Raw genomic sequence first — 25276 nt, forward strand, 5'->3', positions numbered from 1 at the left:
CGCCCCCGATGGCGGACGCACGCCCTCGCGCCGCCGACCGTGGACGCACGCCCCCCGCGCCCCCGGCGACGGACGCACGCCCCCCGCGCCGACGACGGGCGCACGCCGGCCGGGCGAGCCCCCTACTCCAATGGCGCCCCCCGGCCTCCTTCGCCCTCACCTTCTCCTTCTCCCTCACCTTCGCCCGGCAGCGGCGGGGCGGGCGGAGCCGTCGGGCGGAGTTTGAGCCAGATCAGGAAGAAGAGGCCCAGAGCCAGCATGCCCAGGCCGGTCCAGAGGTTGATGTTGACGCCCTGGGCCTTGTCGATGGCCGCGTCGTCGTCCGTGAGGCCGGTGATGGTCACGATCAGGCCGTAGAGGACGAACAGGCCGCCGATGATCCGCCGCAGGTCGAAGATGCTGGCGGCGGTCGCCGACTTGCCCTCCAGGTCGGTGACCTCGCGTTGGACGTCGTCGTCGGAGTAGTGGCCGCGGGGGTGTCGGGGTTCGGTCATGTCTGTGGTCCCTCTTCTCTGCCTTGTCTTCCCGCTGTTCCCGCTCTTACCGCCGTTTTCGCGGTTTTCTCGTCTGCTCGCTTTCCTGCCTGTGTGTCCGTTTCATCGTTGTGGCCGTTGTGGCCGTTGTGGCCGTTGTGGCTGGTCTGGCCGTCTGGCCGGTGCGGCCGGTGCGGCCAGGCCGCAGTCGGCGTCAGAACGAGAACGGGATGTAGCAGGCGGCCGCCAGGATCACCGCGCCCCAGCCGAGCAGCGCGGGCCGGCGGTACCAGGCGTCGTCGCCCTCGGCGGGCGGCTCGGCCATGCCGGGGGAGCGCGTGCCGTAGACCAGCCCCTGGAGTTCCTTGGCCGGCTTCGGGGCGGTGAACAGCGACACCGCCACCATCACCACGGCGCCGGCGACGAAGCCCGCGATGGCCGACACGAAGTTGGCGCCCTGGTCGGTGGGGATGGAGATGACGTCCTGCTTGTAGAGGACGAAGTAGTTGACCATCGCGGCCGTGGTGCCGGCCAGCAGCCCCCAGAAGCCCGACTTCATGGACGCCCGCCTCCAGAACATGCCGATGATGAAGACGACGAACATCGGCACGTTGAAGAAACTGAACAGCGTCTGCAGGTAGCTCATGATGTTAGAGAACGACGAGGCCAGGAAGGCCGTGCCGATGGACGCGAGGACGCCGAGCGCGGTGATCAGCCGGCCGAACCGCACGTAGTAGCCGTCCTCCCGGCCGACGACCACGTAGCGCGACCAGATGTCGTTGGTGAACACCGTGTTGAAGGAGGACACGTTGGCCGCCATACCCGCCATGAAGGCGGCCAGCAGGCCGGTCACGGCGATGCCGAGCACACCGTTGGGCAACAGCCGGGACATGAGGTACGGGATCGCGTCGTTGTACTGGTAGCCGGAGTCGGCGGTACCGAAGCCGGGGATCAGGGCGGCGGCCACCAGCCCGGGGATCATCACCAGGAAGACGATGAAGATCTTCGGGTAGGCGGCGATGAGCGGGGTGCGCTGGGCCGCCGAGAGGTTCTTCGCCGACAGGGCGCGCTGCACCTCGGCGAAGTTGGTCGTCCAGTAGCCGAAGGAGAGCACGAAGCCGAGTCCGAGCACGATCGTCAGCCAGTTGGCGCCGAGCGGGTTGGTGCTGCCGATGCCGGTGCCGCCCCAGGCGCTGACGAAGTTGTCGCCGTGCTCCGCGGTCAGCCGGTCGGTCAGGCCGCCCCAGCCGCCGACCCGCTTCAGGCTGAGCGCGACGATGGGGATGAGGGCCGCGAGGATCACGAAGAACTGCAGGACCTCGTTGTAGATGGCCGAGGACAGGCCGCCGAGCGTGATGTACGCGAGGACGAAGAAGCCGGCGACCACGATGGCCACCCACTGCGGCCAGCCGAGCAGCGCCTCCACGACGATGGCCAGGGCGTACAGGTTCACCCCGGCGATGAGGATCGCGGCGAACGCGAAGAGCAGGGAGCTGAGCAGGTGGGCGCCCCGGTCGAAGCGCAGCAGCAGGAACTCCGGCACCGAGCGGACCTTGCTGCCGTAGTAGAAGGGCATCATCACCAGGCCGAGGAAGACCATGGCCGGGATGGCACCGATCCAGTACCAGTGCACGGTGTACGCGCCGTACTGGGCGCTGTTGGCGGCCATGCCGAGGATCTCGGTGGCGGCCAGGTTGGCCGAGATGAAGGCGAGACCGGTGATCCAGGCGGGCAGGGAACGGCCGGAGAGGAAGAAGTCGAGGCTGGTCTTCACCGATCTGCGGGCGGCGAAGCCGATGCCCAGGACGACGACGAAGTAGATGCCGAGGATCGTGTAGTCGAGTGCGTTGGTGGGGAGACGCAGCTCGGCCGCGAGAGGAACCGTCGCTGAGGGGGTGTGCATCCAGACCTCACCTACTGGTGGTGTGCTTTGTGCGATTGTGATGGTTGCCCTTGGGGGAGAATGTGGTTTGATGTGTTCGGTTCTGTTTGAAGCATTGCCTGGTGTACGGATGGAGAGTCGCGGTGAAAAAAACCTCGACCCGCTTGGCCGACGATCGAGAACTCATCTACTACGACCTGCGGGACGACACGGTGCGCGACGCGGTCGACCGCCGCCCGCTGGAGCGCACGGTCACCACGGCCGAGGTGCGCCACGACCCGCTGCTCGGCGACGCGGTTGCCATCGCCTCGCACCGGCAGGGCCGCACCTACCACCCGCCCGCGGACGAGTGTCCGCTGTGCCCCTCGCAGGGCGGGCGGCTGAGCGAGATCCCGGACTCCTCGTACGACGTCGTGGTCTTCGAGAACCGTTTCCCCTCGCTGGCCGGCGACTCCGGCCGCTGCGAGGTGGTGTGCTTCACCTCCGACCACAGCGCGTCCTTCGCCGGCCTCGACGAGGAGCAGGCGCGGCTGGTCCTGGACGCGTGGACCGACCGGACCTCCGAACTGTCGCATCTGCCCTCCGTGGAACAGGTGTTCTGCTTCGAGAACCGTGGTGCCGAGATCGGCGTGACCTTGGGTCACCCGCACGGGCAGATCTACGCGTACCCCTTCACCACGCCCCGCACCGCCTTGATGCTGAGCCAACTGGCGGCGCACAAGGACGCCACGGGCGGGGAGAACCTCTTCGACGCCGTCGTGAAGCGGGAACTCGCGGACGAACGAGTCGTCCTGGAGGGTGATCACTGGGTGGCCTTCGTGCCGTACGCCGCGCACTGGCCGTACGAGGTCCACCTGTACCCCAAGCGCCGCGTGCCCGACCTGCTGGGGCTCGACGAGGCGGCGCGCGCCGAATTCCCCAGGGTCTACCTGGAACTCTTGCGGCGCTTCGACCGTATCTTCGGTGAGGGGGAACCGCCGACGCCGTACATCGCCGCCTGGCACCAGGCGCCGTTCGGCAAACTGGAGCACTTCGAGGGCGTCAACCGCGACGACTTCGCGCTGCATCTGGAGCTTTTCACCGTCCGCCGCACTTCCGGCAAGCTGAAGTTCCTCGCGGGTTCCGAATCCGGCATGAGCGTGTTCATCAACGACATCCGGCCGGAAACCGCGGCCGAGCGATTGCGAGAGGTAGCGAGTTGATGAAGTACCTGGTGACGGGCGGCGCCGGATATGTCGGCAGCGTCGTGGCCCAGCATCTGCTGGAGGCGGGCCACGAGGCCGTCGTCCTGGACAACCTCTCCACCGGCTTCCGCGAGGGCGTGCCCGCCGGTGCCACCTTCATCGAGGGCGACATCCGCGACGCCGCCAAATGGCTCGACCCGTCCTTCGACGGCGTCCTGCACTTCGCCGCCTTCTCCCAGGTCGGCGAGTCGGTCGTGAAGCCCGAGAAGTACTGGGACAACAACGTCGGCGGCACCATGGCCCTGCTCGCCGCCATGCGCGAGTCGGGCGTGCGCACGCTCGTGTTCTCCTCCACCGCGGCCACCTACGGCGAACCCAAGCGGATCCCGATCGTCGAGACGGCGCCGACCTCCCCGACCAACCCGTACGGCGCCTCCAAGCTCGCCGTCGACCACATGATCACCGGTGAGGCGAAGGCCCACGGCCTCGGCGCGGTCTCCCTGCGCTACTTCAACGTCGCCGGCGCCTACGGGGCGCAGGGCGAACGGCACGACCCCGAGTCGCACCTCATCCCGCTGGTTCTCCAGGTCGCCCAGGGCCGCCGCGAGGCCATCTCGGTCTACGGCGACGACTACCCGACCCCCGACGGCACCTGTGTGCGCGACTACATCCACGTCGCGGACCTGGCCGAGGCCCACCTGCTGGCGCTGCGGGCGGCGCGGCCGGGCGAGCACCTGATCTGCAACCTCGGCAACGGCAACGGCTTCTCCGTGCGCGAGGTCATCGAGACCGTCCGCACGGTCACCGGCCACCCGATCCCCGAGGTGGTCGCGCCCCGGCGCGGCGGCGACCCGGCGGTGCTGGTGGCCTCCGCCGAAGCCGCCCGCGAGAAGCTGGGCTGGCAGCCGTCCCGCGCGGATCTCGCCGGTATCGTCGCGGACGCCTGGGAGTTCGCGCAGCACATCGCAAGGGAGCAGTAGTGGGGGCACAGCAGGTACGGGACGCCTTCGTCGAGCTGTACGGGGCCGAGCCCGAGGGCGTCTGGGCGGCGCCCGGACGCGTCAACCTCATCGGTGAGCACACCGACTACAACGACGGCTTCGTGATGCCCTTCGCGCTGCCGCACACCGCGATCGCCGCCGTCTCCCGGCGCACGGACGGGCGGCTGCGCCTGCACTCCGCGGACGTCGAGGGCGGTGTCGTCGAGCTGCACGCGGACGACCTGGCCCCCGAGTCGGACCGGAACTGGACCGCGTACCCGGCGGGCGTGGTGTGGGCGCTGCGCGAGGCGGGCCACCCGGTGACCGGCGCCGACATCCACCTGGCGTCGACCGTCCCGGCCGGCGCCGGACTGTCCTCGTCGGCGGCGCTGGAGGTCGTGGTGGCGCTCGCCCTGGACGACCTGTTCGGCCTCGGCCTGAAGGGCTGGCAGCTGGCCCGGCTGTGCCAGCGCGCGGAGAACGTCTACGTCGGCGCCCCGGTCGGCATCATGGACCAGACCGCCTCGGCGTGCTGTCTGGAGGGCCACGCGCTCTTCCTCGACACCCGCGACCTGTCCCAGCGGCAGATCCCCTTCGACCTCGCCGCCGAGGGCCTGCGGCTGCTGGTCGTCGACACCCGGGTCGAGCACTCCCACAGCGAGGGCGAGTACGGCAGGCGGCGCGCGGGCTGCGAGAAGGGCGCCGCCCTGCTCGGCGTGGACGCTCTGCGCGACATCCCGTACGCCGACCTGGACTCGGCGCTCGCCCGCCTCGGCGACGACGAGGTGCGCCGGCTGGTGCGCCACGTGGTCACGGAGGACGAACGGGTCGAGCGGATCGTCTCCCTGCTGGAGTCCGGCGAGACCCGCGCCATCGGTCCGGTCCTCGTCGAGGGTCACGCCTCGCTGCGCGACGACTTCCGCATCTCCTGCCCCGAGCTGGACCTCGTCGTCGACACCGCCCTGAAGACCGGCGCCCTCGGCGCCCGCATGACCGGCGGCGGATTCGGCGGCTCGGCCATCGTCCTGGCGGAGGCGTCCGACGTCGACACCCTCACCAAGGCGGTCGAAGAGGCGTTCGCCCACGCCGGCTTCACGGCCCCGCGCGTCTTCGAGGCCGTCCCGGCCCCGGGGGCCCGGCGGCTGGCCTGAACGGCCCCGCCGGGCGCGGCTGAAGACGTTTCGTCAGCGTGTACTCCGTCAGCCCCGGCGGGTAGTCCTCGATGACGCAGACCACCTCGTAGCCCAGACGGGTGTAGAAGCCGGGGGCCTGGAAGTCCCAGGTCTCCAGGCGGGCCCGGTGGCAGCCGCGGGCGGCGGCGACGTTCTCGGCCTCGGTGAGCAGGCGGGTGCCGAGGCCGTGGCCGCGGTGGCGGTCGGCGACCCAGAGGTAGGTGACGTGCAGCCAGGTGGTCCAGGTGTGTCCCACCAGACCGCCGATCAGGTCGTCCGTCTCGTCCAGGACCCACACGTGCAGCGGGGCCTCCCGTTCCGTCGGGGTGCCGCGCAGGGCACGCAGGACGGGGGAGGCCGCCGTGTTGGTGTCGCGGAGCCGGGAGCGCAGCAGATCACGCCTGGCTCTGTCGACTTCTGTCTCAAGACGAAACATGCGCCTCACCATAAACGCGCGGGACGGCCAGTTCTGCAAATCCCCTTCCCCCGTGAGCCCGCGGCCCTACCCTGTGAACAGCACCGGTGGGGGCCGGTGCCGATCAGGGGGCGAGACAGTCGGATACGGCGCCCGCGCCGGGGGTGGCGACTGCGGTACGGCGGCGGCCGTGCGGCGCGCGCCGTCCCCGGGCGCCGTATCCGCGCCCGTCGTCGTCCCCGCTCACCGGACCTTGGGTATCCCCTGCTCCGTGATGGAGCTCGGGGAAGGGGGTTACGTGGTTCGCATCCGAGTCCTGGTCGTCGACGACCACCGTATCTTCGCCGAGTCGCTCGCCGCCGCGCTGGCCGCCGAGCCCGACGTCGAGGTCTGCGCCGCCGGCAGCGGCCCGGCCGCGCTGCGCAGCCTGGAGCGCGCGGCCGCCGAGGCGCGCCGGTTCGACGTGGTGCTGGTCGACGCCGACCTGGGCGGCCAGGTGCCGGGACCGCGGCCCGCCGTGGCCGTGCGGGAGGCCGCCGAGGACGGGCTGGTCGACGGGATCTCCCTCGTCGCCGGGGTGCGCGCCGCGCATCCCCACGTCCGGCTCGTGGTGCTCGCCGAGAGGGACGATCCGCGGCGCGCGGCGCTCGCCCTGCAGGCGGGGGCGTCCGGCTGGGTGGCCAAGGACTGCTCGCTGTCGCGGCTGCTCACCGTCGTCCGGGGGGTGCTGCGCGAGGAGACCCACCTGCCGCCGGCGCTGCTCACCGGCGTGCTGCGCGAACTCACCGCCGCCCGCAAGCACCGCACGGAGAGCGAGCGGCTGGTGGAGTCCCTCACCCCGCGCGAGCGGGAGGTGCTGCGCTGCATGGTCGCGGGCCTCGGCCGCAAGGCCGTCGCCGAGCGGCTGTTCCTCTCCCCGCACACCGTCCGCACCCACATGCAGAACGTCCTCGGCAAGCTGGGCGTCCACTCCACCCTCGCCGCCGTCGCCCTGGCCCGCCGGGCGGGCGTGGGGCCGGTCGACCTGGAACCCGCCGGACGGCTCCGGCAGAAGGAGACCCACAGCGCCTGACCGTCCCGGCGTGGCACGGCTCGCGCGCGGTGCGGTGAGAGTGCGGTGCCGGGCGACGCGGCGGATTCCGTCGGAGGGGCCACGGGGCCACGGGCCGCGGTGCCACGGACATCCGCCGGACGGGCCCGCCCTAGCCCGGGATGTTGTCGAACGGGGCGGTCAGCTGGCGCAGCAGCGCGGCCAGGTCGGCGCGCTGGGCGTGGGACAGCTCGGCCAGGATGGCGCGCTCCTGGTCCAGCAGGCCGGCCAGCGCCTGGTCGGCGCGGTCGCGGCCCTCCGCCGTGAGCCGCACCAGCACCCCGCGCCGGTCGCTCGGGTCCGGCAGCCGCTCCACCAGGCCCTTCTTGGCGAGCCGGTCGATACGGTTCGTCATCGTGCCCGACGTGACCAGCGTCTGGGTCAGCAGCTGGCCCGGGGAGAGCTGGTACGGCGCTCCGGCGCGCCGCAGCGCGGTCAGGACGTCGAACTCCCACGGCTCCAGCTGGTGTTCGGAGAACGCCAGGCGGCGCGCACGGTCGAGGTGCCGGGCCAGCCGGCTCACCCGGCTGAGCACCTCCAGCGGTTCCACGTCGAGGTCCGGGCGCTCTCGGCGCCACGCCGCGACCAGCCGATCGACCTCGTCCTCCATGCGATCAGTGTAGTGGTTGTGTCGACGTGAAGTCTCTTGATGTCGAGTCTCTTGACATCAAGCTAAATCGGGGTGAGGCTGCTCCCATGACCACACCCGCCTGGGACCCGGCCCAGTACCTCCGTCACGCCGGCCACCGTGCCCGCCCCTTCACCGACCTCCTCGCCCGGGTCCCCGACCTGCCCGGTGCCCCGCCCCGCATCGCCGACCTCGGCTGCGGTCCCGGCAACGTCACGGCACTCCTCGCCGTCCGCTGGCCCGCCGCGCACATCACCGGTCACGACAACTCCGCGGAGATGCTCGACCGGGCCCACGTCGAACATGCCGGTCCCACCACCGGCGGCGGCCGCCTGGAGTTCACCCGCGCCGACGTCCGCACCTGGGTGCCCGACCGGCCGTACGACCTGATCGTCAGCAACGCCACCCTGCAGTGGGTGCCCGGGCACACCGGACGCTTCCCCGCCTGGATCGAGGCGCTCGCCCCCGGCGGCACCCTCGCCTTCCAGGTCCCCGGCAACTTCGACGCCCCGAGCCACCGCCTGATGCGCGACCTCGCCCGCCGGTACGGCGTCGCCGAAGTCCTGCGTCACGACGACGCCGTCCTGGACCCCGCGGCCTATCTGGCCGCCCTGACCGGCCTGGGCTGCTCGGTGGACGCGTGGGAGACGACGTACGTCCACCTGCTGCCCGGTGACGACCCGGTGCTGGACTGGGTGCGGGGCACCGGACTGCGGCCCGTTCTCGCCGCTCTCGCCGACGATCCGCCCGCCCGCGATGCCTTCCTCGCCGACTACCGTGCCGCCCTGCGCGCGGCCTACCCGGCCGGCCCGAACGGCACCCCCTTCCCGTTCCGCCGCGTCTTCGCGGTGGCCCACAAGACCGCTGCCCCGCAGGAGAACCGATCATGATCAGCGCCGTCGACCACGTCCAGCTCGCCGCCCCGCCCGGCTCGGAGGACCAGCTGCGCGCCTACTACACCGGTGTCCTCGGCATGACGGAGATCCCCAAGCCCCCGGTGCTCGCCGCCCGCGGCGGCTGCTGGTTCCAGGCCGGCCCGGTCCAGCTGCACCTCGGCGTCGAGGCCGACTTCCGGCCCGCGAAGAAGGCCCACCCGGGGCTGCGGGTCACCGGCATCGCCGCCTACGCGGCCCGGCTGCAAGGCGGGGGAGCGACGGTCGAGTGGGACGACAACCTGCCCGGCCACCGCCGCTTCTACTCCTGGGACCCGGTCGGCAACCGCCTGGAGTTCCTGGAACCGGACGGCACCGGCGTATGAACGTCCCCGGAGCGGGCACCCGCCGCGGTGTGCGACGGGGGCCGCCGACGGGGCAGGACGGCGGGACGGCGCAACGGCAGAACACAGGGAGTGAGCACCATGGCGCACGAACAGAAGGCCAAGGCGAAGAAGGAACAGGCCAAGGGCAGGGTCAAGGAAGCGGCCGGACGGGCCATGGGCAACGAGTCCATGGAGGCGAAGGGCCGCGCCGAGCAGGTCAAGGGCGACGCCCGCCAGGCCAAGGAGAAGGCCAAGGACGCAGGCAGGCACTGAACCGGCTGCCCTCCGGCTGGCACGGCGCCCTCCCGGGCCCGTGTCAGCCGCATGATCGGTGTTCGATCAGCTCTTGCGGTGTCCTATCAGACGCGGCTTGGGCTCCAGCCCGTCCAGCCCGTGCCACGCCAGGTTCACCAGATGCGCCGCCACCTCCGCCTTCTTCGGCCGGCGCACGTCCAGCCACCACTGTCCGGTCAGCGCCACCATCCCGACCAGCGCCTGCGCGTACAGCGGTGCCAGCTTCGGGTCGAAGCCGCGGCTCTTGAACTCCTTGCCGAGGATGTCCTCCACCTGGGTGGCGATGTCGGAGATCAGCGAGGCGAAGGAGCCCGTCGACTGGGGGATCGGCGAGTCACGCACCAGGATGCGGAACCCGTCCGTGTACTCCTCGATGTAGTCCAGCAGCGCGAACGCCGCCTGTTCGAGCAGCTCACGCGGGTGGCCGGCGGTCAGTGAACCGGTCACCATGTCCAGCAGCCGCCGCATCTCGCGGTCCACGACGACCGCGTACAGGCCCTCCTTGCCGCCGAAGTGCTCGTACACCACCGGCTTGGACACCCCGGCCTTCGCCGCGATCTCCTCCACCGACGTGCCCTCGAAACCCTTCGCCGCGAAGAGGGTGCGCCCGATCTCCAGCAGCTGCTGGCGCCGCTCCGCACCGGTCATCCGGGTACGGCGCGCACGCCGCGGCTTCTCGTTGCTCGGGGTGCTGCTGGGATCGGTCGCCACGGCGTCCATCATGCCGCTTCGGCGCCGACCTTCCCGCGCCGGGAGCCGTCCTCACCGCCGGTCCGGCGCGAATCGATACGCGAGCGTGACGGCCAGCGCACGTCGTACGCCCAGCCCAGCCGCTCGAACCAGCGGATCAGCCGCGCCGAGGAGTCCAGCTGGCCCCGCTCCACACCGTGGCGCGCGGACGTCGGGTCGGCGTGGTGCAGGTTGTGCCAGGACTCGCCGCACGACAGCACGGCCAGCCACCACACGTTGCCCGAACGGTCCCGCGACTTGAACGGCCGCTTGCCGACCGCGTGACAGATCGAGTTGATCGACCAGGTGACGTGGTGCAGCAGCGCCACGCGCACCATCGAACCCCAGAAGAACGCGGTGAACGCGCCCCACCAGGACATCGTCACCAGCCCGCCGATCAGCGGCGGCAGCAGCAGCGACACCGCCGTCCACAGCACGAACTGGCGGGAGACGGCCCGGATCGCGCCGTCCTTGACCAGATCCGGCGCGAACTTGTCCTGCGGCGTCTGCTCCTCGTCGAACATCCAGGCGATGTGCGCCCACCACAGCCCCTTCAGCAGGGCCGGGATGGTCTCGCCGTACTTCCACGGCGAGTGCGGGTCGCCCTCCGCGTCGGAGAACTTGTGGTGCCTGCGGTGGTCGGCCACCCAGCGCACCAGGGGTCCCTCCACCGCCATCGACCCCATGATCGCCAGCGCGATCCGCAGGGGCCGCTTGGCCTTGAACGAACCGTGGGTGAAGTAGCGGTGGAAACCGATCGTGATGCCGTGGCAGCCGAGGTAGTAGAAGAAGACCAGCAGGCCGAGGTCCAGCCAGCTCACCCCCCAGCCCCACGCCAGCGGCACGGCGGCCAGCAGCGCGAGGAACGGAACGGTGATGAAGAGCAGAAGGGCGATCTGCTCGATCGAACGCTTCTGCTCACCGCCGAGCGTGGCGGGAGCCGCTGGAGAGCCGTCGGCCGCCTCCGGGGCGTCATCGATCACATCGGAACTCGTGGTCATGGGCGTCCCCTGTGGGGTTCGAGGGTAGAGACAGGTGCCGAACGGGCGGAACCGCCCGTACTTCCTACGGTTCCGTAACCTACGGCATCGTAAGTATCGCAGTGCGTTGCCCCGCGGCAAGAGCCCGTCCGACCGCGCGTCCGAGCCGCCACCTATCCTGGTGTCGGTCGGACAGCGCGGTCCGCTCTGTTTCCTTCCCGGATGTCCTGCCCGTAATGCGGCGCCCGCCGCGAGGTCACCGTCCGGGTCCCCTCCCAGATGAGCTTCAACACTGCAAGGAGCCGCACCTGTGAGCAGTGCCGACGACCAGACCATGACGACCAGTGCAGAGCTGCGCGCCGACATCCGCCGACTGGGTGACCTCCTGGGGGAGACCCTCGTCCGGCAGGAGGGTCCCGAGCTCCTGGAACTGGTCGAGAAGGTCCGCCGCCTCACCCGCGAGGACGGCGACGCCGCCGCCGAGCTGCTGCGCGGCACCGAACTGGAGACCGCGGCCAAGCTGGTCCGCGCCTTCTCCACCTACTTCCACCTCGCCAACGTCACCGAGCAGGTCCACCGCGGCCGCGAGCTGCGCGCCCGCCGCGCCGCCGAGGGCGGCCTCCTCTCCCGTACGGCCGACCGGCTCAAGGACGCCGACACCGAGCACGTCCGCGAGACCGTCCGCCACCTCAACGTGCGCCCCGTCTTCACCGCGCACCCCACCGAGGCCGCCCGCCGCTCGGTCCTCAACAAGCTCCGCCGCATCGCCGCCCTCCTGGAGACCCCGGTCATCGACTCCGACCGGCGCCGCCACGACACCCGGCTGGCCGAGAACATCGACCTCGTGTGGCAGACCGACGAACTGCGCGTCGTCCGCCCCGAGCCCGCCGACGAGGCCCGCAACGCCATCTACTACCTCGACGAACTGCACGCGAACGCCGTCGGCGACGTCCTGGAGGACCTCACCGCCGAGCTGGAACGCGTCGGCTTCACCCTCCCCGACGACGCCCGCCCGCTCACCTTCGGCACCTGGATCGGCGGCGACCGCGACGGCAACCCCAACGTCACCCCCCAGGTGACCTGGGACGTCCTCATCCTCCAGCACGAGCACGGCATCAACGACGCCCTGGAGATGATCGACGAGCTGCGCGGCTTCCTGTCCAACTCCATCCGCTACACCGGCGCCACCGAGGAGCTGCTGGAGTCGCTGCGGGCCGACCTCGACAACCTCCCCGGCATCAGCCCCCGCTACAAGCGGCTCAACGCCGAGGAGCCCTACCGGCTCAAGGCCACCTGCGTCCGGCAGAAGCTGGAGAACACCAAGCAGCGCCTCGCCAAGGGCACCCCGCACGAGCCGGGCCGCGACTACCTCGGCACCACCGAGCTGCTCCACGACCTCACCCTGATCCAGACCTCCCTCAGGGCCCACCGCGGCGGCCTCATCGCCGAGGGCCGCATGAACCGCACCATCCGCACCCTGTCCGCGTTCGGCCTGCAGCTGGCCACCATGGACGTCCGCGAGCACGCCGACGCCCACCACCACGCCCTCGGCCAGCTCTTCGACCGCCTCGGCGAGGAGTCCTGGCGCTACGCCGACATGCCGCGCGACTACCGCGCCCGGCTGCTCGCCAAGGAACTGCGCTCCCGCAGACCCCTCGCCCCCAGCCCGGCCCCCGTGGACGCGGCCGGCGAGAAGACCCTCGGCGTCTTCCAGACCGTCCGGCGCGCGCTGGAGGTCTTCGGCCCCGAGGTCATCGAGTCGTACATCATTTCGATGTGTCAGGGCGCGGACGACGTGTTCGCCGCGGTCGTCCTCGCCCGCGAGGCCGGCCTGATCGACCTCCACGCCGGCTGGGCCAAGATCGGCATCGTGCCCCTCCTGGAGACCACCGACGAACTCAAGGCCGCCGACACGATCCTGGAGGACATGCTCTCCGACCCGTCGTACCGCCGCCTCGTGGCGCTGCGCGGCGACGTCCAGGAGGTCATGCTCGGCTACTCCGACTCCTCCAAGTTCGGCGGCATCACCACCAGCCAGTGGGAGATCCACCGCGCCCAGCGCCGGCTGCGGGACGTCGCCCACCGCTACGGGGTGCGCCTGCGCCTGTTCCACGGCCGCGGCGGCACCGTCGGCCGCGGCGGCGGCCCCTCCCACGACGCCATCCTCGCCCAGCCCTGGGGCACCCTGGAGGGCGAGATCAAGGTCACCGAACAGGGTGAGGTGATCTCCGACAAGTACCTCATCCCGTCACTCGCCCGGGAGAACCTGGAGTTGACGGTCGCGGCCACGCTGCAGGCCTCCGCCCTGCACACCGCGCCCCGCCAGTCCGACGAGGCACTCGCCCGCTGGGACGCGGCCATGGACGTCGTCTCCGACGCCGCCCACGCCGCCTACCGCCGCCTGGTCGAGGACCCCGACCTGCCGACCTACTTCCTCGCCTCCACCCCCGTCGACCAGCTCGCCGACCTGCACCTCGGCTCCCGACCCTCCCGCCGCCCCGGCTCCGGCGTCTCGCTCGACGGCCTGCGCGCCATCCCGTGGGTGTTCGGCTGGACCCAGTCCCGGCAGATCGTCCCCGGCTGGTTCGGCGTCGGCTCCGGCCTGAAGGCGCTGCGCGAGGCCGGTCTCGACGCCGTGCTGGAAGAGATGCACGAGCAGTGGCACTTCTTCCGCAACTTCGTCTCCAACGTCGAGATGACCCTCGCCAAGACCGACCTGCGCATCGCCCAGCACTACGTCGACACCCTCGTCCCCGACGAGCTCAAGCACGTCTTCGACACCATCCGGGCCGAACACGAGCTCACCGTTGCCGAGGTACTGAAGATCACCGGCGAGCAGGGCCTCCTGGACCGCCAGCCCGTGCTGAAGCAGACGTTCGCCATCCGCGACGCCTACCTGGACCCGATCTCCTACCTCCAGGTGACCCTGCTCAAGCGCCAGCGCGACGCGGTGGCCGCCGGCACGGAACCCGACCCGCTGCTCTCCCGGGCGCTCCTGCTGACCGTCAACGGCGTCGCGGCGGGCCTGCGCAACACCGGCTGATCCCGCCCGGCAGAAAAAAGGGGGGCGCCCCCGAGCCCGTACGGACTCGGGGGCACCCCCCTCTTTCACGCCTGCACGGCGGCCGCGTCAGCCCTGCTGGGCCTTGCGGCGGCGGAACACCAGGAAGCCGCCCGCGGCGACCAGCACGGCCGCGACGGCCGACAGGGCGCCCACCGGGGCACCGTTGCCGGTCTCGGCCAGGTCGCCCACGGTGCCCTGCGCGGACGGAGCGGACGTCGGCGCCACGGCGGACGACTCGGACGGGGTCGGAGCCGCCGTGTCGTCACCGCCCGGCGTGGTGGCCTGGTCGGTCGGCGTGGTGTCGTCCGTGGGCGTGGTGTCGTCGGTCGGCGTGGTGTCGTCGGTGGGCGTGGTGTCGTCGGTGGGCGTGGTGTCGTCCGTCGGCTCGGTCTCGTCGTCCGCCGGGCAGGTGTGCGACAGGTTGAACCAGTCCACCTCGCCGCCCTTGACCTCGGCCGACGCGGACAGCAGCTCGTCACCGGGCGCGGACGCGGCGAAGGCGTGCTTGTCGGACGGCGGACCGAAGGTCTCGATGACCTGCTCGCCGCCCTCCTTGAAGGTGACCGTCAGCTTGACGAAGTCGGTGCTGTTGCCCGGCAGCACGAAGTGCCAGCCGTCCTGGTCCGAGGGAACGCTGCCGCAGTCCTCCTCCTTGTCACCGGTCCAGGACGTGGCGGTCAGCGGGAGGTCCTTCGCCTGGTGCAGCGGAACGGTGTACGTGTCGTTCGTCGCGGCGTGGGCGACGGGGCTCAGCAGCAGCGCCGCCGAAGACGCGGCGACGACGACGCCGACGCGGGTGAGGGTACGCATGTGGCAATCCATCTTCGGAGTGACGAAAGGGAAGATGTGGAGGGGGCAGCTCAGCATCCTGCCATGGCTGAAACCCGGTCAATCACGAACGGGCAACACTGTGGGAACTCACAAGGCACCCGGGCTGCGAAAAGAAACGTTCCATCCCCCTATCTCCGGATACGGGCCGTCAGATCACGAGAAACGCCCCCGTCAACAGCGCACACCCCGCCCCCGCCATCACCCACGCCATCCGCGTCCGCCGCAGCCCACCCGCCACGACCACCGACGCCAGCAGCAGCGCCCCGCCCAGCGGAACCCACGCGTACAGGATCCCGGCCGGCCCCGACCGCACCACCTCACCACCGCCCGGCTTCACCACCACCGTGTACGTCCGCCCCGCCCGCACCGCCACCGAGTCCTCGATCTCCACCCGCGCGCGGGCCCGCGACCACTCCGACGACGGCGTGTACCGCCCCGTACAGACGCCGTCCGCACACCGCGCCACCGCGACCGTGCCCCGCTCCCGCCCCTTCGTCAGCATCACGTGCTGCGCCGAGCCCCACGACGCCCACACCCCGGCGACCAGAATCACCACGGCGAGGACGCCCATCGCCGTCAGCCGCCCGAACCGGAGGGCGACGAGCGAGGCCTGGCGAGGGGACACAGCAGAGGCGGGCATGGCCGGGATCATTGGCCATGCCCGCCTCGACGGTCAACTCCACGAGCGCGAGAGCGGCGGAGCAGAGATGCAAACGGAACCGGGTCAGGAGTTGTACGAGCTCTGCGCCCGCTCCAGCCCCTCGATCACCAGGCACTCCACCGCGTCCGCCGCACGGTCCACGAAGTAGTCCAGCTCCTTGCGCTCCGCGGACGAGAAGTCCCGCAGTACGAAATCGGCCACCTGCATACGACCCGGCGGCCGCCCGATCCCGAACCGCACCCGGTGGTAGTCCGCGCCCATCGCCTTCGTCATCGACTTCAGCCCGTTGTGCCCGTTGTCGCCACCGCCCAGCTTCAGCCGCAGCGTCCCGTAGTCGATGTCCAGCTCGTCGTGCACGGCGACGATGTTCGCCACCGGCACCTTGTAGAAGTCGCGCAGCGCGGTCACCGGCCCGCCCGACAGGTTCATGTACGACATCGGCTTCGCCAGGATCACCCGGCGGTTCGCCGGCCCCGGCGGCCCGATCCGTCCCTCCACGACCTGCGCCTGCGCCTTGCCCGCACGCTTGAACCGGCCTCCGATCCGCTCCGCCAGCAGATCGGCCACCATGAAACCGACGTTGTGCCGGTTACCGGCGTACTCCGGCCCGGGGTTGCCCAACCCGACGACGAGCCAGGGGGCGTTGGCAGGGGTGGTCACGTCCATGTCTCCTTGATACGCGCCAGCCGCCGCCCCCGGAACAGGGGACAGCGGCTGACCACGAACGACGACAGCGGGGATCAGGCCTCGGCGGCCTCTTCGCCCTCACCCTCGGCACCCTCGCCGGCCTCCTCGGCCTGCGCGGCCAGGACCTGCAGCACCACCGCGTCCTCCTCGACCGCGAGGGAGACGCCGTTCGGCAGGGTGATGTCCTTGGCGAGGACCGAGGCACCGGCCTGCAGACCCTCCACCGACACCGTCACGGACTCGGGGATGTGCGTGGCCTCGGCCTCGACCGGCAGCGCGTTCAGGACGTGCTCCAGCAGGTTGCCACCCGCCGCCAGCTCGCCCTCGGTCTGCACCGGGATCTCCACGTTGACCTTCTCGCCGCGCTTGACCAGCAGCAGGTCGACGTGCTCCAGGAAGCCCTTCAGCGGGTCGCGCTGCACGGCCTTCGGGATGGCCAGCTCGTTGGACTTGCCGTCGATGTCCAGCGCGATCAGAACGTTCGGCGTACGCAGCGCCAGCAGCAGGTCGTGACCCGGGAACGTCAGGTGCAGCGGCTGGGAGCCGTGCCCGTAGAGCACACCCGGAACCTTGTTGTCACGGCGGATACGACGCGCGGCACCCTTGCCGAACTCGGTGCGGGTCTCGGCGGTGAGCTTCACCTCGGACATGACGATCACTCCTCGTAGGAAGCGGAAACGGACGGGGTCACCCGGCCACGAACGGCCTGCTACGAAGAGCGCGTCGATAACGGACAGCCGAACCTCCACACGAGGACGGCCTCCCTCGCCGAGCAACTGGAGCAGTCTACTCGGCCAGGGAGGCCGCAGAAAAATCGATCATGCAGAAGCGTTTACGCCTACTGCTCGTCGAACAGGCTGGTCACCGACCCGTCCTCGAACACCTCGCGCACCGCACTCGCGATCGTCGGCGCGATCGACAGCACCGTGATCTTGTCCAGGTCGTCGCTCAGCTCCGTCGGCGTCGGCAGCGTGTTCGTGAACACGAACTCACTCACCCGGGAGTTCTTCAGCCGGTCCGCCGCCGGACCCGACAGCACACCGTGCGTCGCCGTCACGATGACGTCCTCCGCACCGTGCGCGAACAGCGCGTCCGCCGCCGCACAGATGGTGCCACCCGTGTCGATCATGTCGTCGACCAGCACGCACACCCGGCCCTCGACCTCGCCCACCACCTCGTGGACGGTCACCTGGTTCGCCACGTCCTTGTCCCGGCGCTTGTGCACGATCGCCAGCGGCGCACCCAGACGGTCACACCAGCGGTCCGCCACCCGCACCCGGCCGGCGTCCGGCGACACCACCGTCAGCTTGTCCCGGTCCACCTTCTTGCCGACGTAGTCCGCCAGCAGCGGCAGCGCGAACAGGTGATCCACCGGACCGTCGAAGAACCCCTGGATCTGGTCCGTGTGCAGATCCACCGTGAGAATGCGGTCCGCACCCGCCGTCTTCATCAGATCCGCGATCAGCCGCGCCGAGATCGGCTCACGGCCGCGGTGCTTCTTGTCCTGCCGCGCATACCCGTAGAACGGCACGATCACCGTGATCGAACGGGCCGACGCGCGCTTCAGCGCGTCGATCATGATCAACTGCTCCATGATCCACTGGTTGATCGGAGCGGTGTGGCTCTGGATCACGAAACAGTCCGCACCGCGCGCCGACTCCTGGTAGCGGACGTAGATCTCACCGTTGGCGAAGTCGAAGGCCTTCGTCGGGACGACCCCGACACCCAGCTGGTGGGCGACCTCCTCGGCAAGCTCGGGGTGGGCGCGGCCGGAGAAGAACATCATCTTCTTCTCGCCGGTCGTCTTGATCCCGGTCACAGCACTGTCTCCTCAGAGGTGTCGCAGCTGGGCGTCGTGCAAGCCCTCCCGGCTGGGTGCGGGAGGCGTCTCAGCTGGTGGGTGCGGTTGTGCACCTATCACGGTACGCCGTGTTCGACGCGGTCGTTCCCGGTCAGTCCTCGCCCGCGCCCGCACGGGACGCCGCCTCGGCCGCCTTCGCCGCCGCGCTGCCCGGACGCTTACGAGCCACCCAGCCCTCGATATTGCGCTGCTGGCCACGGGCCACGGCCAGCGAACCGGGGGGCACATCCTTCGTGATCACGGAGCCGGCAGCGGTGTACGCACCGTCCCCGACCGTGACAGGAGCCACAAACATGTTGTCCGAACCCGTCCGGCAGTGCGACCCGACGGTGGTGTGATGCTTCTCCTGCCCGTCGTAGTTCACGAAGACGCTCGCGGCCCCGATGTTCGAGTACTCGCCGATCGTCGCGTCCCCGACGTACGACAGATGCGGCACCTTCGTGCCCTCGCCGATCCGCGCGTTCTTCGTCTCGACGTACGTACCGATCTTCGACTTCACCCCCAGACGGGTGCCGGGCCGGAGATACGCGAACGGTCCCACCGACGCCTGCGGACCGACCTCGGCCCCGTCCGACACCGTGTTGTCCACCCGCGCACCCGCACCCACCCGCGTGTCCGTCAGCCGGCTGTTCGGACCGACCTCCGCGCCCTCGCCCAGATGCGTCGCCCCCCGCAACTGCGTCCCGGGGTGCACCACCGCGTCCTGCTCGAACGTCACCGTGACATCGACCCACGTCGTCGCCGGGTCCACCACCGTCACACCCGACAGCATCGCCGACGTCAGCAGCCGGTCGTTCATGATCCGCCGGGCCTCCGACAACTGCACCCGGTTGTTGATCCCCGCGATCTCGCGATGGTCCGCCGCGACCGACGCACCCACCCGGTGGCCGGCCTCCCGCAGGATCCCCAGCACGTCCGTCAGGTACTCCTCGCCCTGACTGTTGTCCGTCCGCACCTGCTTCAGCGCCTTCGCCAGCAGCTGCCCGTCGAACGCGAACACACCCGAGTTGATCTCCCGGATCGCCCGCTGCTCCTCCGACGCGTCCTTGTGCTCCACGATCGCCGTCACGGCACCCGTCGCCCCGTCCCGCACGATCCGGCCGTACCCGGTCGCGTCCGGCACCTCCGCGGTCAGGACCGTCACGGCGTTGCCGTCCGCCGCGTGCGTCGTGGCCAGCGCCGACAGGGTCGCACCGGTCAGCAGCGGCGTGTCACCACAGACGACCACGACCGTCCCGTCGACGGCACCGCCCAGCTGCTCCAGGCCCATCCGCACGGCGTGACCCGTACCGTTCTGCTCCTCCTGCACGGCCGTCCGTACGCCGGGGTCCACCTCGGCGAGGTGCGCCGCGACCTTCTCCCGCGCGTGCCCGACCACGACGACCAGGTTCTCGGGGTCCAACTCACGGGCCGCGGCCAGCACATGACCGACGAGACTGCGACCGCAGATCTCGTGCAGAACCTTCGGTGTGGCCGACTTCATACGGGTGCCCTCACCCGCTGCGAGAACGACTACGGCTGCCGGGCGAATGGCGCTCACGGGGTTGCCCTTCGGCTGTGGAGGGGAGGGGGTGGACACCCGCAGGATACCGGGGCGTTTCTTGGGGGACATGACTGCGGGCCCTGACCGGGGGGTCAGGGCCCGAGGTTCTCGGCTCCCGGAGAAGGACTCGAACCCTCATTCAACGGACCAAAACCGTTTGTCCTACCTTTAGACGATCCGGGATGGCTTGCGCCCTATGTCCGATTCTGTTGATCGGCCTCGCGCACGGACTCCACTATGCCGTACCAGGAGCCTTCGATGCGACGGTACAAGTCGGCTCCTTTCAGGACTTTGACGACCAGGCAGCCGCGATAGGAGTCGCCGATGTTCTTCCGGATCGTCTTCGGGTTGTGCTTCTTGATCGTCGTCTTGTTGAAGGTGGTGCGGTCGGCACCGACGAGGTCGGCCCAATATTGCTCGGCACCTGCCACATCCGCGTTCTCGTGGATCATGACCGTGAATCGAAGGCGCTCGCGCTCGACGCCGACCAGGTCGAGCCATGCGAGGTAGACCTGGATCATGTGCGGGTCGCTGTTGACGAAGGCGACGTTCTCGCGGCGGTCGTACGGCTTGTCCTTGCCGCCCTCGGCCCAGTAGAGGCCCACGCCGACCAGGAACAGCTCGCGCGGGGAGAGGTTGCCGATCGACTGCCTGGCCTCATCCTTGGTCTGTTGCCGCTCCTCCTCCCGGATCCGCAGCTTCGCCTCCCAGCCCCTCCGTGCGATGGCCGCCGCTTCCTCGGCGCTGCGCTTTCGCTCCGGTCGGGGCAGGTCTCGCACCCACAACGACACTGAGCTCCTGGAACAGCCGAGTTCCGCTTCGATCCGGTCGTAGGTCCAGCCCTGGAGGCGGAGTTCCCTCGCCCTGGCCCTCAGGTCGTCCTTCGTGTTCGGGCGCCTGGTCCACTCCGGCGGCGGTTCCCCCTTCACCAGGCGGTTGAGGATGTCGTTGTTGAAGATCTTCAACTCGTCGCGGATCTGCCGGAGGCTGTAGCCGCGGCGGCGCAGTGCCACCGCCTGCTCCCGCAGGGTCTCGAAGTCGGCGTACTTGCCAGGGGTATGTGCCACGGACATACCATCCGGCCGGAATGTGGGGTTCCGGGTTCGAACGGTGGAGGTTCATCGGTTCGAGTGATAGTGGGTGGTTTCGTAGCTATTCGATTACGGAGTGTGGTGCAGGTCGGGTGTAGGTCAGTGGAGGAAACTCGCCGGAAAAGCCGGGGTGGACGCCCTTAGGCTGGAGCCATGACCATGACGGGGGAAGACCACGAGGCGGCCCGGTCAGGGCCGTGGTGGTGGGCCAGGTGGCGCAGCGCGCTGCTGGACTGGAGTCTGACGGCGGCGTCGGCGGCGGAGTGTGCGGCCGAGGGGTACCGGTTCGCGGGGGACGCGGGGATTCCGGTGGCGGCGGGCATGGTGTTCGGGCTGCTCGCCGGTTCGGTGCTGCTCGTCCGGCGGCAGTGGCCGATCCCGGTGGTGCTGGTGGCGATCGCGGTGACGCCGGCCCAGATGGGCTACCTGATGACGATCGTCGGGCTGTACACCCTGGCGGCGTCGGAGCTGCCGCGCCGGATCATCGCGTCGCTGGCGGGGATGTCCCTGGTGGGGACGCTGATCGTGATGTTCGTGCGGATGCGGCCGCCGGAGCCGAGCGGGGGCGGCGTCACGCTGGGGGAGTGGTTCGTGCCCTTCGCGTCGATCACGGCGTCGCTGGGGCTGACCGCGCCGCCGGTGCTGCTGGGTCTGTATGTGGGGGCGCGGCGCCGGCTGATGGAGAGTCTGCGGGAGCGGGCGGACAGCCTGGAGCGGGAGTTGCAGTTGCTCGCGGAGCGGGCCGAGGAGCGGGCCGAGTGGGCGCGGGGCGAGGAGCGCACGCGCATCGCGCGGGAGATGCACGACGTGGTGGCGCACCGGGTGAGTCTGATGGTGGTGCACGCGGCGGCGTTGCAGGCGGTGGCGCGGAAGGACCCGGAGAAGGCGGTGCGGAACGCGGCGTTGGTGGGCGACATGGGCCGGCAGGCGCTGACGGAGCTCCGGGAGATGCTGGGGGTGCTGCGCAGCGGCGAGGGTCCGCGGCGCGAACGGTCGGCGGCGGCGTCGGGGGCGGTGTCCGCGCCCGGGGCGCGGGCGGGGGCGGGGCCGGGAACGGTGCCGCTGGCCGCGGTGGGCGAGGCGGTGGCGGCGTCACGGGTGGCGGCCGACGAGGGGGCGGCGCCGGACGAGGGTGCGGGTCAGGGGCCGTGCCTGTCGGACGTGGACGAGTTGGTGGGGCAGTCGGCGGCGGCGGGGATGGTGGTGGACCTGTCGGTCGAGGGCCCGGCGCGGTCGTATGCGCCGGAGATCGAGCAGACGGCGTACCGGGTGGTGCAGGAGGCGCTGACGAACGTGCACAAGCACGCGGCGGGCGCGAAGACGTACGTGCGGTTGGCGCACCGGGTGACGGAGATCGCCATGCAGGTGGAGAACGGGCCACCGCCGGAGGTGGCGTCGGCGTCCTCGGCGCGGTTGCCGTCCGGCGGCAACGGTCTGCTGGGGATGCGGGAGCGGGTGGTGGGGCTGGGCGGGGTGTTCGTGTCGGGGCCTACGGATGCGGGGGGATTCCGGGTTTCGGCGGTTATTCCTTGTGCGTCGTAGGGGCTTGCGGGTGGGGGGTGGTGGTGTGGAGTGAGGGTGTGGCGTAGGGGGTGACGGTGGGCATCCGGGTGCAGGGCGCGCCGGGGGGCTTGGCGGGGTGGGTTCAGCCGGTGGTGAGGCGGGTCGGTTCGGTGCCGGAGACGAGGGTGCCGAGGGCGTGGTCGATGTCGGGGCCGAGATACCAGTCGCCGGTGTGGTCGAGGACGTAGACACGGCCCTCGGCGTCGATCGCGAGGAGTGCCTCGGTGTCGGTCTCGGTGCCGAGGGGGCTGAGTTCGGTGTCCAGGGCGCGGCCGAGGTCGCCGAGGGTGCGGGCGAGGTGGAGGCCGTGGAGGGGGTCGAGGTGCAGGGCGGCCGGGGCGACCTGGCGGCCGGGGCCGGTGGGGGTGATGCGGAGTCCGCCGAACTCGGCCCAGGCTTCGACCGCGGCCGGGAAGACCGCGTGGCGGTGGCCGGCGGGTGAGGTGTGTTCGCGCAGTGCGTCGGCCCAGATTTCCGCCTGCTTGATGTCCCAGCGTCCGGGTTGCCAGCCGGCGGTGCGCAGGGCGGCGTCGACGGGGACGGGGAAGCGGGTGGTGGAGGTGCGGTCGGTGTGCATCTGCCCTTGTTCGTGGTTGTGCGGCGTTCGGCGCGCGGGGGTCGGTGCGTGCGTGGCGGCGGCGTCGTGTGGCGGCGTGGTGCGGCTTCGTCGTGTGGTGTTCTGCGGCTTCGTCGGGTGGCGTGGTGGGGCTCGGCCGGGTGGTGTTCTGCGGCTTCGTCGGGTGGTGGGGCAGGGGGAGGTCGAGGGGTGGGGAGGCCGAGGGGGCGGCGCGGGGGGTGGGGGTCAGGCGTCGGTCGCGGTGGGGTCGACGACGCGGACGCCGAAGTGCGCGCTGAGGGCGGTGCAGGCGCGGCAGGGGGCGGCGAAGCTGCCGTGCAGGGGGTCGCCGTCCTCCCGGATGCGGCGGGCGGTGAGTTTGGCCTGTTTGAGGGCTTTGCGGGCTTCACCGTTGGTCATGGGTTTGCGGGCGGCACGTTTGCTGCGGGCGGCGTCGGCGGCGGCGAGGTGGCGGGAGATGAGGAGGGTCTCGGCGCAGCGGCCGGTGAAACGGTCGCGCTGGGTACTGGTGAGGGTGTCGAGGAAGTCCTGTACCAGGGGGTGCAGGGCGGGTGGCCGGTCGCCGCGGGCGGCGGTGCCGGTGAGGGTGGTGCCGCGGACGGAGAGGGCGGCGGCGACGGTGGGCAGGATGCCGTCGCGGCGGTGGCGCAGGGTGGGGGTGTGGGGGGTCTCGGCGCTGCTCCAGCCGATACGGGGGTCTCCGGAGGGGGTGGTGCGAGGGGCGGGTGAGCCGGAGGGGGCGGTGCGGGGGGCGGCGGCTGGTGTGGGTGTGGGGGCGGCTTGGGGATCGGTGTGGGGGGCCGCGGGCCCGAGGGGCGGGGAGGTGGGGTGCTGTCCGGCGCGGGGGCCGTGCTGCGGGCCGGCCTGAACACCGGTCTGCGGTCCCGTCCGCTGGGCTGCCTGTGGTCCCGTCTGCGGTCCTGTCTGCGGTCCTGTCTGTGTCGCGCTCATGATCGTTATCCCCTCCTGAGCATCCCCCCGGCGGACCCAGAGTGCCAAATCGCGTGGCTGCTGCGGAAGCTGGGGCGGTGCGACACGCCCAGGTCGGGGCCGGCTGTCACGGCGGGGTGACGGCCGGTCACGGAACCGGAAGGGGGCTGTGCCTGTCGAACAGGATGGCCGAGCGCGCTCGAACGGAGGCCCGGTGACCGGTGCCGCCGCACCGCATAGGCTGTCGGCACCGCGACAGTGCGGTCAACGCGCGTCGGTGCCGTTGGAGACAGTCGAATACGGGCCGTGGCGGGCCGGGGCCGAGAAGCGGAACCGGTCGGCCGGGGGTCGTACAGAGTGCCGCAGGGGGCAACCGCCATGACGACAGGTCGGCTCGGGGAGCAGGCCGCGCCGCCGAACGCGGCGTATGCCGGGCAGGTCGTGCACTTCCCGGATCCGGTGCGTGCCGCACGTCACCCGAGAGGGGTGCGGGTGGACGAACGGGGTTACCCCGATTTCGCGCCGTACGCCCGGGCGACGGCCGAGATCGCCGATCCGCCGGAGGGGTTCGGCGTCGACGAACTGCGGCTGACGGACTACGTGTCGGCGAACGCGGCGCTGGCGGCTTCCGGCCATGACCTCTGGGACACGGTGCCCGCCGTGGCGACGCCGCACGGCTGGACGTGGCATCACGTGCGCGGTTCGAGGCGGCTCGAACTCGTCCCGGTCGAGGTGAAGGCGCTGCTGCGGCACCACGGAGGCATCGCGACCGCGAACGTCGACCAGACCAAGCGCGGTACCCGGCCACTGCAGGAGACGCGTCCGGTCCACTTCCGGCTGCCCAAGTCGGGTGTGGCGGTGACGGAGTCCCAGGTGCAGGGCGTCGAGGAGGAACTCGGCTACCGGCTGCCGGGCGCCTACCGGGCGTTCCTGAAGGCGGCGGGCGGTTGTGCGCCCGCCGGGGCGGCGCTGGACGCGGAGCTGGGCCTGCTGGTGGACCAGCCGTTCTTCACGGTGCGGGACGAGGCGGCCGTCAACGACCTGGTGTACGTCAACAAGTGTCTGCGCGACCACCTCACCAAGGACTACCTCGGGGTCGGTTTCGTGCAGGGCGGGCTGCTCGCCGTGAAGGTGAAGGGCGAGCGGATCGGTTCCGTGTGGTTCTGCGCGTACGACGACGCGCGCGACGTGGATCCGGCGTGGTCGCCGGCGGAGCGCGTGGAGCGGCTGCTGCTGCCGTGCGGTGAGGACTTCGACGTCTTCCTGTCCCGACTGGCCGGCAACCCGCCGGAGTTGGAGACGGTGGCCAATCTCATGGTGGACGGCGGTTTCGCACGCGTCGTCCCGGTTTCTTCTTCCGTGGGCGGGGAGTGAGCTGAAGCG

The 25276-nt window shown here is 70.8% G+C and carries 24 protein-coding genes, 1 tRNA gene and 1 pseudogene; 10 read left to right on the forward strand and 16 right to left on the reverse strand.

The window, feature by feature from the left end:
- Positions 1 to 122 precede the first annotated feature (122 nt).
- Together AC3ET3_RS11690 and AC3ET3_RS11695 are read right to left on the reverse strand one after the other, a co-directional pair.
- A complete protein-coding gene (locus AC3ET3_RS11690) occupies positions 123 to 494 on the reverse strand; it encodes a hypothetical protein (protein WP_432156940.1) in 372 nt (123 codons plus the stop codon).
- Between the two features lie 193 nt (positions 495 to 687).
- Positions 688 to 2376, reverse strand: coding sequence for a sodium:solute symporter family protein (locus AC3ET3_RS11695; protein ID WP_432135524.1), 1689 nt, complete (start codon positions 2374 to 2376; stop codon positions 688 to 690).
- A 122-nt stretch (positions 2377 to 2498) separates the two neighbouring features.
- Here AC3ET3_RS11695 and galT point away from each other — a divergent pair, with 122 nt between their 5' ends.
- The 3 genes from galT to galK are packed head-to-tail and all read left to right on the forward strand — an operon-like array spanning position 2499 to position 5670.
- Positions 2499 to 3557, forward strand: a complete 1059-nt coding sequence (galT, locus tag AC3ET3_RS11700; RefSeq protein WP_432135523.1) for a galactose-1-phosphate uridylyltransferase — start codon at positions 2499 to 2501, stop codon at positions 3555 to 3557.
- The gene (gene galE / locus AC3ET3_RS11705; RefSeq protein WP_435612067.1) at positions 3557 to 4519 is read left to right on the forward strand and encodes a UDP-glucose 4-epimerase GalE; all 963 of its coding nucleotides are present in this window, start codon (positions 3557 to 3559) and stop codon (positions 4517 to 4519) included. Before galT ends, galE begins: the two co-directional genes overlap by 1 nt.
- Positions 4519 to 5670 carry a galactokinase gene (gene galK / locus AC3ET3_RS11710; protein ID WP_432135521.1) on the forward strand — a complete coding sequence of 384 codons (1152 nt, stop codon included), beginning with the start codon at positions 4519 to 4521 and terminating at the stop codon, positions 5668 to 5670. The genes galE and galK overlap by 1 nt, the downstream gene beginning before the upstream one ends.
- A 22-nt stretch (positions 5671 to 5692) precedes the next feature.
- Here the strand turns inward: galK and AC3ET3_RS11715 are convergent.
- A pseudogene (locus tag AC3ET3_RS11715) lies at positions 5693 to 6139 on the reverse strand (GNAT family N-acetyltransferase); the annotation flags it as partial.
- A gap of 265 nt (positions 6140 to 6404) precedes the next feature.
- On the opposite strand from AC3ET3_RS11715, the gene AC3ET3_RS11720 reads away from it, so the two are divergent.
- The gene (locus AC3ET3_RS11720; protein ID WP_432135520.1) at positions 6405 to 7178 is read left to right on the forward strand and encodes a LuxR C-terminal-related transcriptional regulator; all 774 of its coding nucleotides are present in this window, start codon (positions 6405 to 6407) and stop codon (positions 7176 to 7178) included.
- A 130-nt stretch (positions 7179 to 7308) separates the two neighbouring features.
- On the opposite strand, the gene tamR is transcribed toward AC3ET3_RS11720, so the two are convergent.
- Complete coding sequence (tamR, locus tag AC3ET3_RS11725; protein WP_432135519.1) at positions 7309 to 7806, reverse strand: MarR family transcriptional regulator TamR; 498 nt, start codon at positions 7804 to 7806, stop codon at positions 7309 to 7311.
- Positions 7807 to 7892: 86 nt separating this feature from the next.
- Here tamR and AC3ET3_RS11730 point away from each other — a divergent pair, with 86 nt between their 5' ends.
- The 3 genes from AC3ET3_RS11730 to AC3ET3_RS11740 all read left to right on the forward strand — a co-directional run bounded on the left by AC3ET3_RS11730 (position 7893) and on the right by AC3ET3_RS11740 (position 9355).
- A complete protein-coding gene (locus AC3ET3_RS11730) occupies positions 7893 to 8714 on the forward strand; it encodes a trans-aconitate 2-methyltransferase (protein ID WP_432135518.1) in 822 nt (273 codons plus the stop codon).
- A complete protein-coding gene (locus tag AC3ET3_RS11735; protein WP_435612068.1) occupies positions 8711 to 9082 on the forward strand; it encodes a VOC family protein in 372 nt (123 codons plus the stop codon). Before AC3ET3_RS11730 ends, AC3ET3_RS11735 begins: the two co-directional genes overlap by 4 nt.
- A gap of 99 nt (positions 9083 to 9181) precedes the next feature.
- Entirely contained in the window at positions 9182 to 9355 is a 174-nt protein-coding gene (locus tag AC3ET3_RS11740; protein WP_435612069.1) for a CsbD family protein, read from the forward strand.
- A gap of 66 nt (positions 9356 to 9421) precedes the next feature.
- On the opposite strand, the gene AC3ET3_RS11745 is transcribed toward AC3ET3_RS11740, so the two are convergent.
- Positions 9422 to 10099, reverse strand: coding sequence for a TetR/AcrR family transcriptional regulator (locus tag AC3ET3_RS11745; RefSeq protein WP_432135515.1), 678 nt, complete (start codon positions 10097 to 10099; stop codon positions 9422 to 9424).
- Positions 10096 to 11106: an acyl-CoA desaturase gene (locus tag AC3ET3_RS11750; protein ID WP_432135514.1), complete on the reverse strand. Its 1011-nt coding sequence runs from the start codon at positions 11104 to 11106 to the stop codon at positions 10096 to 10098. Before AC3ET3_RS11750 ends, AC3ET3_RS11745 begins: the two co-directional genes overlap by 4 nt.
- 289 nt (positions 11107 to 11395) lie before the next feature.
- Here AC3ET3_RS11750 and ppc point away from each other — a divergent pair, with 289 nt between their 5' ends.
- Complete coding sequence (ppc, locus tag AC3ET3_RS11755; RefSeq protein ID WP_435612070.1) at positions 11396 to 14128, forward strand: phosphoenolpyruvate carboxylase; 2733 nt, start codon at positions 11396 to 11398, stop codon at positions 14126 to 14128.
- Positions 14129 to 14215: 87 nt separating this feature from the next.
- Here ppc and AC3ET3_RS11760 read toward each other — a convergent pair whose 3' ends face one another.
- The 8 genes from AC3ET3_RS11760 to AC3ET3_RS11795 all read right to left on the reverse strand — a co-directional run bounded on the left by AC3ET3_RS11760 (position 14216) and on the right by AC3ET3_RS11795 (position 20799).
- Complete coding sequence (locus AC3ET3_RS11760) at positions 14216 to 14959, reverse strand: LPXTG cell wall anchor domain-containing protein (protein ID WP_435612071.1); 744 nt, start codon at positions 14957 to 14959, stop codon at positions 14216 to 14218.
- A 169-nt stretch (positions 14960 to 15128) separates the two neighbouring features.
- Complete coding sequence (locus AC3ET3_RS11765) at positions 15129 to 15632, reverse strand: hypothetical protein (RefSeq protein ID WP_432135511.1); 504 nt, start codon at positions 15630 to 15632, stop codon at positions 15129 to 15131.
- Positions 15633 to 15704: 72 nt separating this feature from the next.
- The gene (gene pth, locus AC3ET3_RS11770) at positions 15705 to 16307 is read right to left on the reverse strand and encodes an aminoacyl-tRNA hydrolase (RefSeq protein WP_432135510.1); all 603 of its coding nucleotides are present in this window, start codon (positions 16305 to 16307) and stop codon (positions 15705 to 15707) included.
- 74 nt (positions 16308 to 16381) lie between these two features.
- The gene (locus tag AC3ET3_RS11775; RefSeq protein WP_432135509.1) at positions 16382 to 16978 is read right to left on the reverse strand and encodes a 50S ribosomal protein L25/general stress protein Ctc; all 597 of its coding nucleotides are present in this window, start codon (positions 16976 to 16978) and stop codon (positions 16382 to 16384) included.
- 188 nt (positions 16979 to 17166) lie between these two features.
- A complete protein-coding gene (locus AC3ET3_RS11780) occupies positions 17167 to 18147 on the reverse strand; it encodes a ribose-phosphate diphosphokinase (RefSeq protein ID WP_432135508.1) in 981 nt (326 codons plus the stop codon).
- Positions 18148 to 18280: 133 nt separating this feature from the next.
- Entirely contained in the window at positions 18281 to 19729 is a 1449-nt protein-coding gene (gene glmU / locus AC3ET3_RS11785; protein ID WP_432135507.1) for a bifunctional UDP-N-acetylglucosamine diphosphorylase/glucosamine-1-phosphate N-acetyltransferase GlmU, read from the reverse strand.
- A 115-nt stretch (positions 19730 to 19844) separates the two neighbouring features.
- Positions 19845 to 19915 (reverse strand) — tRNA-Gln (locus tag AC3ET3_RS11790).
- Between the two features lie 11 nt (positions 19916 to 19926).
- Positions 19927 to 20799 (reverse strand): hypothetical protein, encoded by an 873-nt coding sequence (locus AC3ET3_RS11795; RefSeq protein WP_435612072.1) that lies wholly within the window; start codon positions 20797 to 20799, stop codon positions 19927 to 19929.
- Between the two features lie 177 nt (positions 20800 to 20976).
- Here AC3ET3_RS11795 and AC3ET3_RS11800 point away from each other — a divergent pair, with 177 nt between their 5' ends.
- The gene (locus tag AC3ET3_RS11800) at positions 20977 to 22365 is read left to right on the forward strand and encodes a sensor histidine kinase (protein WP_435612073.1); all 1389 of its coding nucleotides are present in this window, start codon (positions 20977 to 20979) and stop codon (positions 22363 to 22365) included.
- Positions 22366 to 22468: 103 nt separating this feature from the next.
- Here the strand turns inward: AC3ET3_RS11800 and AC3ET3_RS11805 are convergent, their stop codons facing one another.
- Positions 22469 to 22963: an SUKH-3 domain-containing protein gene (locus tag AC3ET3_RS11805; RefSeq protein ID WP_432135504.1), complete on the reverse strand. Its 495-nt coding sequence runs from the start codon at positions 22961 to 22963 to the stop codon at positions 22469 to 22471.
- A 225-nt stretch (positions 22964 to 23188) separates the two neighbouring features.
- Complete coding sequence (locus tag AC3ET3_RS11810) at positions 23189 to 23653, reverse strand: YwqJ-related putative deaminase (protein WP_432156972.1); 465 nt, start codon at positions 23651 to 23653, stop codon at positions 23189 to 23191.
- Between the two features lie 618 nt (positions 23654 to 24271).
- Here AC3ET3_RS11810 and AC3ET3_RS11815 point away from each other — a divergent pair.
- Positions 24272 to 25267 (forward strand): SMI1/KNR4 family protein, encoded by a 996-nt coding sequence (locus AC3ET3_RS11815; RefSeq protein WP_432135503.1) that lies wholly within the window; start codon positions 24272 to 24274, stop codon positions 25265 to 25267.
- Positions 25268 to 25276 lie beyond the last annotated feature (9 nt).

The organism is Streptomyces sp. bgisy159, assembly GCF_057707805.1.